This is a genomic window from Ruegeria sp. AF1, from assembly GCF_056542125.1.
On the sequence record NZ_JBQFZG010000003.1, the window covers coordinates 25584 to 37519 of the forward strand.

Here is an 11936-nt window from a genome sequence, read left to right on the forward strand (position 1 = left end):
CTCCTTATTGGACTGGCCTAAACGGCCCGCCTGTATCGCCCTCAGGCCGCTTGCCGTGCTTGCAGGGCCGAAAGCGCCTCGGACAGTCGGGCCTCGGCCCACCCTTCCGATACGGCCCGGTGCAATATGCCGGCCTGGCTTTCAGGCGCATTGCCACCAATCGGCGGGTCGGTGTCCAGATTTGTCGGGAACGGATAGCCCTCAGCCGTTGCGGCAATCGCCGCATTCAGCTCTGCCGCACTCAGCGCCCCGCGTTGTTTCAGGGCGACCAGCGACGGAAACACCGCCTGCGACATGGACTGCCGGTCAACCATCTCCATCGCGCGGCCAAAAGCGGATGAGACCTGCAACAGGTTCGCCATCCGCTGAATATCCGTACTGCTGTTTTCCCCGGCAGCGTGGAACAGCGCCGGGTTGAAGAACACCGCATCCCCCTTCGCAAGGGGCAACTGAATGTATTTCTCTTCAAAAAACGCCCGGTGTGCCGCATCGTGAAAGGCCAGATATCCCGGCGCGTAAAGCTGCGAAAACGGCAACAGTTTGGTTGGGCCGCTTTCCACGGGCATGTCACAATGCGCAACCGCGCCTTGCAAGGTCAGCGAGGCCGTCACCAGATGGGCATGGGCCGGATACCGGGCGGCGCTGTCGGCGGTTTGAAAGCCCAGATGGTAATCCCGATGCGCCTGCTGTGCCTTGCCGCCGGGGCGCACCTGATTGATTTGCGCGGTCATTTGATAGTTCGGCCCCAGCCACGCCTCGCAAGCCGCTGCAATGGCCACATTCCCGAAATAGAGTGCAAAGCCCTCGGGGTCGCGCAAGCACTGTTTCTGCAATGCGTTCCATATCCGGTCATTCGCGCCCGAGGCCGCGAAGTGGTCGCCTTCTCCGGCCCCGCCCTGACGTTCTTCCACGATGATCTGCTGGAACACAGCCGTCGCCCGGTCGATCACGGACGTATCCGCAAATGCGCCTTTTAGAACGATCACACCCGCAGATTTGTCCAACACGCCTGCCCATTCCGCCAGCAGCGCTTTTCTTTGATCTGCCTTCTCCAGCGCCGGGCGCAGAGCGTGCATATCATAGATCGGAACGTTCTTTTGCACCGATGCGGCATGAGGAACCGCACCGGTTGTCAGGTTTTGCGAAGTCAACACCTTGAATTCATCCAGATCACAGGATTCCCGGTCAAAATAGCCGACATATCCAAGGTCTTGATGTACCATGACAAACTCCTCTTTCATGGCTTCGGTGTTGCCCCGAGGGGCGGTGATTAAACGGTGATCTCCAACCCTGCCTTGCCGCAAACCTCGACGATGTGGTCATAGCCCAATTTGGAGTACTCATAGGGCGGCGCCTTGGCGGGGTCCTGCTCTGCCTCGACCACGATCCAGCCGCTGTAATCCATTGCTTTCAACGCGTTGGCTACGGCCTGAAAGTCGATGCAGCCATCACCCGGCACGGTGAATGCGCCGGCAATTACGGCATCCAGAAAGCTGCGATTGTTCTCGCGCGTGTCCTGCACGATGTCTGGGCGGATGTCCTTGAAATGCACGTGATGCACCCGGTCGCCCCAACGGTTCAGCGTGGCCATCACGTCGCCACCGCCAAACAGCAAGTGACCCGTATCGAAACACAGCTTCAGCTCGGGGCCTGAACCTTGCATCAGCCAGTTCACATCCTCTTCGCTTTCGATGATCGTGCCCATATGATGGTGATAGGCCACCGGCATACCCTGATCTGCCATCCATTTGGCAAGCTCGGTCAGCTTGCCCGCATAGGCCAGAACCTCGTCTTTGGACAGCTTCGGGCGGTCATTGACCGGTGTTCCGATCTGCCCCTGAACGGTATTTGAACACTCGGCGTAAACAATGCAGGGGCTGTTCAGCGCAACAAATTGTTCCACCTGCTCGCGCACGATGGCGATCTCGGCCTCAAGGTCATTGACCAGAGTACTGCCCGAACACCAACCGCCACACAGCGCGATGTCGTTTGCGTCCAGATAGGCGCGCAACCCTTCGGTGTCGCCGGGCATCCGCTGGCCCCGTTCAACACCGGTATAGCCGATCTCGCGCGCTTCTTTCAGCGCCTGCTCCATCGTGTAGGCTGCGGTCAGGTCCGGCAGATCGTCATTCTGCCAGGCAATCGGAGAGATACCGATCTTCACGCTCATTTCGTGTTTCTTTCCTTGATGGCGACCTCATAGGCCGCACGTTTTTCGTTTACTTCCGGACGGATGCTGACCTCGGGCACCGCCACTTCCCACCACGTTCCGCCATATTCGGTCGATGGGTAGGGATCGGTGTCGATCACCACCACATAGGGGCCTTTGATGTCACTTCGCTTGGCCAGTGCCTCCTCAAGCTCGGTGATCGAGCTGACCTTGAGCGCGGTCGCCCCCATTGCTTCGGCATGTTTGGCAAAGTCGATCACCGAATTTTCGCCGCCGATTGCGTGATCCAGCAGGTTGTTAAACTCGGCCCCGCCGGTTCCCATCTGCAAACGGTTGATGCAGCCAAAGCCGCGATTGTCGGTGACCACAACGGTGAACGAAATCCCCATCATCGCCGCCGTCGCCATTTCCGAGTTCGCCATCATGTAAGTACCGTCGCCGGTAAAGCAGATCACGTCGCGGTCGGGCTGGGCCATCTTGATGCCCATCGCACCGGCGATCTCATACCCCATGCAGCTGAAGCCATATTCCATATGATAGGCACCGGAGCGCGGTGCCTTCCACAGCTTGTGCAACTCACCCGGCATCGTGCCCGCGGCACACATGGCAACGGTGTTTTCATTGGCCGCCCGCTGCACGGCACCAATTACCTGCATATCCGTGGGCAGCGCATTGCTGTCTGCGGGCGCGTCGGTCAATGCGTCGACCTTGGCAAACCATTCCGACTTCAGCGTTGCAGGCATATCAGGCGCGCGGTAACCGCCCAACGCGTCGCTCAGTTCACCCAGCCCAACGCGGGCGTCAGACTGCAGCGGCATCGCGCCGTGCTTTGCCGCGTCATAGGCGGCGGTGTTCAGGCTGATCAATTCCCGCTCTGGGTTCGCGAACAATCCCCAAGACCCGGTGGTGAAATCCTGAAAACGGGTGCCGACGCCCAGCACAAGATCCGCCTCGGCGCAGATATCGTTGGCAGGCTCACCGCCGGTGACGCCAATCGGACCAAGGTTCAGCGGATGATCCCAGGCCAGCGCGGATTTACCTGCCTGCGTCTCGGCCACCGGCACATTGTGCGCCTCGGCAAAGCGCTGCAAAGCGGCGGTCGCGTCCGAATAATGCACACCGCCCCCGGCCACGATTACAGAGCGCTTGGCTGCCTTAATCGCGGCCACGGCCCGTGTCAGTTCACCCTCATCCGGACGAATTCGGCGCTGATACCAGACGCGCGGCTCAAAAAAGCTTTCGGGATAGTCATAAGCCTCGGCCTGCACATCCTGACAAAAGGCCAGCGTCACCGGACCGCAATCCGCCGGGTCCGTCATCGTGCGGAAGGCGCGCGGCAGCGCCGTCAACAGGTGCTCCGGCCGGGTGATGCGGTCGAAATAGCGGCTGACCGGTCTGAAACAGTCATTCGCGCTGATGGTTCCGTCCGAGAACACTTCGGGTTGCTGCAAAACCGGGTCGGGACCACGCGTGGCGAACACGTCACCGGGCAGCAACAAAACCGGCAGGCGGTTCACATGGGCCAGCGCCGCAGCGGTGACCATGTTGGTGGCCCCCGGCCCGATGGACGAAGTGACCGCCATCGCCCGCCTGCGCCCCAACTGCTTAGCATAGGCAATCGCGCAATGTGCCATGGTCTGCTCATTATGACCGCGATAGGTGGGCAGGCTGTCTTTCACACCGTGCAACGCCTCGCCCAGACCGGCCACGTTGCCATGGCCGAAGATCGCCCAGACACCTGCGATAAAGGGCTCTCCGGCCTCGTTCATCTGCGCGCCCAGATAGCGCACCAGAGCCTGCGCCGCGGTCAGTCGGACTGTCTTGCTCATCATGATCCCTTTCAACTCAGCTCCGCCTTTGGCGGCCTGCGGGTTTTCTCATTTGCGAAGGTGCCAGCTTTTGTATCAAAGCCTGAAAACAGAGTGGCGTCACGTGCCACCGCCCGATGGATGCCCCATTGGGGCATCCAAGTTCTGTACTTTAAACCGTACCGCCCAGCGATCCTTCTAGCTCGGCCATTTCCTGACCGCCTGCCATCAGGTCCTGCAACTGCTCTGGCGTGATCTCGCCACGCGTTGCTGTGCCCAGCGTCTTGCCCCGGTTCAAAACGGTGAACCTGTCACCCACCGCCAGCGCGTGACGCACGTTGTGGCTGATGAAAACCACGCCGACGCCCTGACTGCGCACCTTGTCGATGGTGGCCAGAACGTTCGAAGTCTGGCGCACACCAAGGGCCGAGGTCGGCTCGTCCAAGATCAGGATCTTGGCACCAAAATACACGGCGCGGGCAATGGCAACGGTCTGCCGTTCCCCCCCAGACAAGGTGCCAACAGCCTGATCCGGCCCGCGCAGGTTGATGCCCATCTTGCGCATCTCTTCCATGCAGACCTCATTCGCGTGTTCAACATCGAACCGTTTCAGCAGACCCTTACCCTTGGTCGGCTCGCGCCCCATGAAAAAGTTGCGCGTGACGCTCATCAGCGGGATCATCGCCAGATCCTGGAACACGGTCGCAATGCCTGCCTCCATCGCATCCCGCGGAGTGTCAAAATGCAACGGCTTGCCCTCGAAAAAGATCTCGCCCTTGGTGGGTTTATGTACCCCGGACATGGTCTTGATGAAGGTCGACTTGCCCGCGCCGTTATCGCCCAGCAGGCAGTGGCATTCACCCGGTTTGACGTCGAAACTGACGCCCGCCAATGCGATGATGTTGCCAAAGTGCTTCTCGATATCCTTCATTTCCACGATGGGGGCCTGATCGCCCGCCGCATCGCCGTGGTGGAACTTGGTATCTTCGGTCATATCAGCGCTCCCCGGTTACGCGTTTGCGGATCGCGTTGTTGAACAGAACGGCAATCAGCAGCATTGCGCCCAGGAACACCTGGAACCAGTCCTGATCGAAATCCGTATAGGTCAGTCCGATGACAACCATGCCAAAGATGATCGAACCAAAGAACGCCCCGATGGCCGAGCCATATCCGCCCGTCAGCAGACAGCCCCCGATCACGGCAGCGATGATCGCCTCGAATTCTTTCTGGAAACCACGCCGTGCGTCGGTCGAGCCCGCGTCGATCACCGTAATGATGGCCACCAGTGCAGCGCAACAGGCAGTCAGCATGAACAGAGACACCTTGATCTTGCTCACGGGAACACCGGAATTCGATGCCGCAGTGCTGTCACCGCCCGCCGCGAAAATCCAGTTCCCCGCCGGGGTTCGCAGCAACACATAGGTGGCGGCCAATGCCAGCACGATGAACCACAGGATTTCGACCGGAACGCCGGGCACCTTGGGTGCTCCGCTTTTGAAGGTGTCAATCATGCCATTGGCCGCCAGCCAGGCAAACAGGCTGCCAAAGGCTTCGCCCGAAAAGAACGGCGCCAGCCAGTCGTTTTCAACCACGTCACGCACACCGCGCAACTGGGTCGACCCTCCGGTCGCCGCTTTGAGGCCAACAAGGGACAAGCCACGCAGAATGAACAGGAAAGCCAGCGTCACGATAAAGGACGGCAGGCCAGATCTTATGACGATATTGCCGTTCACTGCTCCGACGAATGCCGCGAATACAAATGTCATGGGGATCGCAATGATCAGTGGCAGATGCCATGTCACCACGCAGACGCCGAAGAACAGGCCCGCAAACGCCACCATCGATCCGATGGACAGATCAAACTCACCACCGATCATCAGAAGGGCCGCACCGATTGCTAGAATGCCCAGCTGTGCCGCAGGTGTCATGAAATTCATGACCCCGGCCAGGGTAAACATCGAATCGTCTGCTGTGATGGCAAAGAAGATGACCACCAGAACGACACCGGCCATCGCACCGAGTTCGGGCCGTTTCATGAGCTTGGTCATGAAAGGTTCTTTCTTGACCCTTTCGTCCCCGGCGATTTGCGCTGAGTCACTCATCGTTTCCTCCCACTTGGGTGGGAGCGGCGCCACCGCGCCGCCCCGTTTAGTTCAGGTTGCGGTATGGATCAGCGGATGCCCTGCGCGGACAGCTCGATCACCTGCGCGGCCTTGTCCTGAGTGATCAGGTTCGGACCCGAAGGAACGTTGCCACCGGGCATCAGGCCGTATTTGGCGTGCAGGCCCATGAAGTTCACCGACAGGTACCCTTGCAGATACTGCTGCTGGTCAATGGCAAAGGCCGCGTCGCCATCCGCAATCGATTGCAGGAAGTTGGCCGACAGGTCGAAGGATGCAACGTTCACATCACGGCCCGACGCTTTGACAGCGGCAACAGTCGGCTCACCGGCCGAGCTTGCACCCAGCGCCATAACCGTATCGACGGCTTCGTTAGCAGCAAGAGCAGCCGAGACCTTCGACTCGATTTCCGACGGATCGTTCGAGGTCGGCAGAACTTCGACATTACCGCCAAAGCCTTCCGCGAAACCTGCGCAACGCAGGTCCAGCGCAACGTTGCCCACTTCGTGGTTCACACAGATCGCGGTTTTGCCCCCCATCGAAGCCAGTTGTTCACCCGCAGCTTTCCCGGCGTCAAACTCGTCCTGACCCACGTGCAGCAACGCACCCAGCTGTTTCGACACATCCGACCCCGAGTTGATCGAGATCACCGGGATGCCTGCGGCAACGGCACGTTCGATTGACGGGCCAAGCGCATCCGCATCCGGGATCGAAACGATCAGGCCATCAGGTTCCTGGTTCACCGCAGCGTCGATCAGCTGCGACATGGCCACCATGTCGAAGGTTTCCGGTGCGCGGTATTCCACATTCACACCGACATCCTTGCCAGCCTGTTCAACACCGTTCTTCACGACGTTCCAGAATGCGTCATTGGCCTGGCCATGCGATACGACCACGATGTCCTGCGCAAGAGCGGGTGTAGCCAGGGCCAGTGCCCCCGCGGCAAGTGCACCTTTAACGAATTTCTTCATTTCAGTTTCCTCCCATTGGTTCAGTCTGATCTTCTGTTGGGGTACCGGCCCCAATCATCCGGCTGTGCCGAATCTCAGTGGCTGCGGCGCAGGGCCGAGCTGTCGTTAGTTTGAAGAATTTTGGTCATTTTGCAACCGGTTTCAAAATTTCCTCCATCCGGACGGGCTTTCCCGTCTGCGCTGACAGGGTCGCGGCCTCGGCCATCGCCAGCGCCGCCACACCATCCTGCAACGTGACGGGAACGTTGGAACCGCCGCTGACGGCATCAACAAATGCGGCCCATTCCACGCGATAGGCCGGCATGTAGCGTTCCAGAAAGAAATAAGTCGGCTTTGCGCCCACAACGCCATCTGCCGTCGATTTCACGACGGTGTTTTCCAGCATGTTATGCGCCTGCAACAACCCTTCCGAACCCAGCACCTCGACCCGCTGATCATAGCCATAGGCCGCCCGGCGCGAGTTCTTGATGACCGCAATCCGGCCGTCTGCGTAAGTCATTGTGACCACAGCCGTATCCACATCGCCTGCCGCGCCGATCTCCGCATCCACAAGCGACGATCCCACCGCCGTGACGGTCTGAGGCACATCCCCCATCAGAAAGTTCGCCATGTCAAAATCGTGGATCATCATGTCCCGAAACAGTCCTCCGGACACTTTTACATAGCTGACCGGAGGCGGTGCCGGGTCAAATGACGTGATCGACAACAGTTCGGCCTTGCCGATTTCACCTGCGTCCAAACCGGCCTTCAAAGCTGCAAAATTAGGATCGAACCGCCGGTTAAACCCGATCATGACAGGTTTGCCGCGCCCCGCGACGGCTGTCAGACAGTCTTGCGCCCTCTGAAGGCTCAGATCGACGGGCTTTTCGCACAGAACGGCTTTGCCAGCGCCCGTGGCCGCCTCGATCAGGTCGGAATGCGTATCCGTCGGCGTTGCAATCAGAACCGCGTCAATCTCGGGATCAGCGATTATTTCTTCTGAACTGCGTGCCTCGGCCCCATATTCACGCGCCAGGCTGGCTGCCGCTTCGGGCAGCGCATCGGATACGGCACACAACCTGCTCCCCGGATGGGAAGATATGGCCTGCGCATGAACACGCCCAATACGCCCGGCACCCAGCAATCCGACCCTCAACATGCAGCTCTCCCGAATCTTGTTGTTGTGCGTAACAATGATTTTCTTTGCAACCGGTTGCAATATATTTTTTGCATCGCCCCCGGTTTTGCCAGCGGCTCCCGCAGCCTCAACGCGAATACCGCGCAAGAACCCGGTCTGATCTCAACAGGATTACCCCGCCCGACACGCATTTTCCGCGCAAATGCCAGCCTACGGGAATCCCCCAATATCGCCGCCCGGTGAATCACGTTAGATTGTACTTAAGGAACACATACTACCACTCTGTGACCCCTTAGAGGGGCTGGCATGACCCCCTCGTCCAGCCCCTCATACCACACCAAACAGCCACAAGATCACATCGCGCCGACCAAAGCAGGCGCATGTCCGGTATTGATCTGGTTTGACAATGGCGATCCCTGAAGGACTCGAACCCTCAACCTGCTGATTAGAAGTCAGCTGCTCTATCCAGTTGAGCTAAGGGACCGCTGCGCCCTTCTTGCGGTTTTTACCCGCGGGGTTCAAGAGGCAAGCGCATGAATGCGCTGTTGGGATCGTCAACATACCCAAAGATTGGCCCGCAATAGGAATAGCCCAGCGACTCATACAGCTTGCGGGCGGCATCATATTCGCGAAGATGGCTCGCCCCGGTCTCAAGAACCAAAGCCTCGCACCCCTCTGCGCCAGCCTGTTCAGCCAGATGCGTCATCAGCACGTGCGCCAGCCCGCGCCCTCTTGCCTGCGCCAGAATATGCACCGATTTCACTTCGGCGGTTCCATCGGGCAGCGCTTTCAGCGCACCGCATCCCAATGGCTGCTGTCCGTCAAAAATGGCCCAGAATCGCACCCCCGGGCCAGCCAATGCTTCGGCGTCCATCGTGTGGTTGCTTTCCGCAGGTCCCGCAGTTTCGCCATGGGCAAAATGCGCCTCGACAATCGGGCGTAATACGTCCGATGTCGGGTCAGCCTCGCGGATTTCGATCATTCAGTGCGTCCAGGGGGCACGCCGGTCGGTTGCGAAATTCTCGCCATAGCCCCGCGCACGCAGATTGGGTTTGCGCTTGTGCGGCTCGCTGACCTCAGCATCGATACCGTGGGCCTTGGCATAATCCAGCGCCTCTTCCCTCGTGTCGAACTTCAGGCGCACCTGAGCCTGCGTGTCGCTGGACGACGTCCAGCCCATCAGCGGATCAACCTCGCGCGCCGAGGCCGGGGCGTATTCCAGAACCCATTTGCGGGTCTTGGCCATCCCCGAGGTCATCGCATTTCTTGCGGGCTGGTAAATCCGTGCGCGCATGTCGCCTCTCCGTACTCACTTGGCTGAGCCCGTTTATGCGTCAGAGCGCGCCCGGGGGCAAGATTGCAATTGTCGCGGCCCTCGCCCGCGAGCTCATGCCAGAAACTGTCATCAGGCTGGGATAGGATCGCGCCAAACAAACGCAAGAACATTACACCATCTCACCCCCGCACAGTCTCAGACCGCATTGCGCGCAATGAATTCGGATCGGCCCTTGCAGTTGGACAAAATAAGAACAAATGTAAGGGCCTGACGCCCGGAGCCTGCCTATGCCATACGCCCATTCCGACAAGACCCAATTGACCGCCGAAGACGTGCGCGCCCGCCTGAAACTGGAAGGCGGCAGGCAATTCGTGATGCATACCGAATTCAATCCGGCGGGCGATCAGCCCACGGCGATCAAGGAATTGGCGGGCGGCGTGCTGGACGGGGAACGCGATCAGGTGCTGCTGGGCGCGACCGGAACGGGCAAGACCTTCACCATGGCCAAGGTGATCGAGGAAACCCAGCGCCCCGCCATCATCCTGGCCCCCAACAAAACGCTCGCCGCGCAGCTATACGGTGAATTCAAGGGCTTCTTCCCCGAAAACTCGGTGGAATATTTCGTGTCCTACTACGACTATTACCAACCCGAAGCTTATGTGCCGCGCTCTGACACCTACATCGAGAAAGAATCGCAGATCAACGAACAGATCGACCGGATGCGCCACTCGGCCACGCGGGCGCTGCTGGAACGCGATGACGTGATCATCGTCGCCTCGGTGTCGTGCATCTACGGTATCGGTTCGGTCGAAACCTACGGGGCGATGACGCAGGATCTGAAGGTCGGTCACGAATACGACCAGCGGCAGGTGATGGCCGATCTGGTGGCCCAGCAATACCGCCGCAACGATCAGGGGTTTCAGCGCGGCTCGTTCCGGGTGCGGGGCGACAGTCTGGAAATCTGGCCCGCCCACCTTGAAGACCGCGCCTGGAAACTGTCCTTCTTCGGCGAGGAACTGGAACAGGTCACCGAATTCGACCCGCTGACCGGCGAAAAGACCGACACGATGGACCATATCCGGGTCTATGCGAATTCCCACTATGTGACGCCGAAACCGACGATGCAGCAGGCGATCATCGGAATCAAAAAAGAACTGCGGATGCGCCTCGACCAGCTGGTCGGCGAAGGCAAACTGCTCGAGGCGCAGCGGCTGGAACAGCGCACCAATTTCGATCTGGAAATGCTCGAGGCCACCGGCGTCTGCAACGGGATCGAGAACTATTCGCGCTATCTGACCGGCCGCGCACCGGGCGAGCCGCCCCCGACCCTGTTCGAATTCATCCCCGACAACGCCATCGTCTTTGCCGACGAATCCCATGTCAGCGTACCGCAGATCGGCGGCATGTACCGGGGCGACTATCGGCGCAAGTTCACGCTGGCCGAACACGGGTTCCGCCTGCCGTCCTGCATGGACAACCGGCCTTTGAAGTTCGAGGAATGGGATGCCATGCGCCCGCAATCCGTCTTCGTCTCGGCCACCCCCGCCGCGTGGGAGCTGGACCAGACCGGCGGTGTCTTCACCGAACAGGTGATCCGCCCCACCGGCCTGCTGGACCCGCAGGTCGAAATCCGCCCCGTGTCGATGCAGGTCGACGACCTGCTGGACGAGGTGCGCAAGGTCGCCGCCGATGGCTATCGCACATTGGTCACGACGCTGACCAAACGCATGGCCGAAGATCTGACCGAATACCTGCACGAACAGGGTATCAAGGTCCGCTACATGCATTCCGATATCGACACGCTGGAACGCATCGAGATTCTGCGCGACCTGCGTCTGGGCGCCTTCGACGTGCTGGTCGGCATCAACCTGCTGCGTGAAGGGCTCGACATTCCCGAATGCGGGCTGGTCGCCATTCTGGACGCCGACAAGGAAGGCTTTCTGCGGTCCGAGACCTCGCTGGTCCAGACCATCGGCCGCGCCGCGCGCAACGCCGAGGGCCGGGTGATCATGTATGCCGACAAGATCACCGGTTCGATGGAACGCGCGCTGGCCGAAACCGACCGCCGCCGCGCCAAGCAGATGGCCTATAACGAGGAACACGGTATCACGCCCGCGACCGTGAAAAAGAATGTCGAGGATGTTCTGGCCGGGCTTTATGAGGGCGACGTGGACATGAACCGCGTCACCGCCACCATCGACAAACCGATGCACGGCGCCAACCTCGAGGCGCACCTGAACGGGCTGCGCGACCAGATGCGCAAAGCCGCCGAGAATCTGGAATTCGAAGAGGCCGCCAACATCCGGGATGAAATCAAACGTCTGGAAGCGGTCGACCTGGCCATCGCCGACGACCCCATGGCCCGCCAATGGGCGGTCGAGAAAGCCTCGGAAGACGCCGTGAAAACGCGCGGACGCTCAACGGCTGGACGGCCGGGGCAAAGGGGTGGGAATGTGAAGCGGAGGAAGAGGTAG

Annotated in this window: 10 protein-coding genes and 1 tRNA gene; 1 reads left to right on the top strand and 10 read right to left on the bottom strand. The window is 59.9% G+C overall.

Annotated elements, in window-relative coordinates; genetic code table 11:
- Positions 1-41: 41 nt before the first annotated feature.
- The 10 genes from ACR0BK_RS06945 to ACR0BK_RS06990 all read right to left on the bottom strand — a co-directional run bounded on the left by ACR0BK_RS06945 (position 42) and on the right by ACR0BK_RS06990 (position 9480).
- On the bottom strand, positions 42-1223 hold the full coding sequence (locus ACR0BK_RS06945; RefSeq protein WP_480554162.1) for a phytanoyl-CoA dioxygenase family protein: 1182 nt from the start codon (positions 1221-1223) through the stop codon (positions 42-44).
- A 47-nt stretch (positions 1224-1270) separates the two neighbouring features.
- Complete coding sequence (iolE, locus tag ACR0BK_RS06950) at positions 1271-2170, bottom strand: myo-inosose-2 dehydratase (RefSeq protein WP_480518582.1); 900 nt, start codon at positions 2168-2170, stop codon at positions 1271-1273.
- Positions 2167-3999 carry a 3D-(3,5/4)-trihydroxycyclohexane-1,2-dione acylhydrolase (decyclizing) gene (iolD, locus tag ACR0BK_RS06955; RefSeq protein ID WP_480554163.1) on the bottom strand — a complete coding sequence of 611 codons (1833 nt, stop codon included), beginning with the start codon at positions 3997-3999 and terminating at the stop codon, positions 2167-2169. Before iolD ends, iolE begins: the two co-directional genes overlap by 4 nt.
- 151 nt (positions 4000-4150) lie before the next feature.
- Positions 4151-4972 carry an ATP-binding cassette domain-containing protein gene (locus tag ACR0BK_RS06960; protein WP_480475274.1) on the bottom strand — a complete coding sequence of 274 codons (822 nt, stop codon included), beginning with the start codon at positions 4970-4972 and terminating at the stop codon, positions 4151-4153.
- A 1-nt stretch (position 4973) separates the two neighbouring features.
- A complete protein-coding gene (locus tag ACR0BK_RS06965) occupies positions 4974-6080 on the bottom strand; it encodes an ABC transporter permease (RefSeq protein ID WP_480475272.1) in 1107 nt (368 codons plus the stop codon).
- A 68-nt stretch (positions 6081-6148) separates the two neighbouring features.
- The gene (locus ACR0BK_RS06970) at positions 6149-7069 is read right to left on the bottom strand and encodes a sugar ABC transporter substrate-binding protein (RefSeq protein ID WP_267364100.1); all 921 of its coding nucleotides are present in this window, start codon (positions 7067-7069) and stop codon (positions 6149-6151) included.
- 124 nt (positions 7070-7193) lie between these two features.
- Positions 7194-8207, bottom strand: a complete 1014-nt coding sequence (gene iolG / locus ACR0BK_RS06975; RefSeq protein WP_480554164.1) for an inositol 2-dehydrogenase — start codon at positions 8205-8207, stop codon at positions 7194-7196.
- 386 nt (positions 8208-8593) lie between these two features.
- Positions 8594-8670, bottom strand: a tRNA-Arg gene (locus tag ACR0BK_RS06980).
- A gap of 21 nt (positions 8671-8691) precedes the next feature.
- The gene (locus ACR0BK_RS06985) at positions 8692-9168 is read right to left on the bottom strand and encodes a GNAT family N-acetyltransferase (RefSeq protein WP_480518577.1); all 477 of its coding nucleotides are present in this window, start codon (positions 9166-9168) and stop codon (positions 8692-8694) included.
- On the bottom strand, positions 9169-9480 hold the full coding sequence (locus ACR0BK_RS06990) for an ETC complex I subunit (protein WP_480518575.1): 312 nt from the start codon (positions 9478-9480) through the stop codon (positions 9169-9171). It abuts the gene before it with no gap.
- Positions 9481-9749: 269 nt separating this feature from the next.
- On the opposite strand from ACR0BK_RS06990, the gene uvrB reads away from it, so the two are divergent.
- Positions 9750-11936 (top strand): excinuclease ABC subunit UvrB, encoded by a 2187-nt coding sequence (uvrB, locus tag ACR0BK_RS06995; RefSeq protein ID WP_480554165.1) that lies wholly within the window; start codon positions 9750-9752, stop codon positions 11934-11936.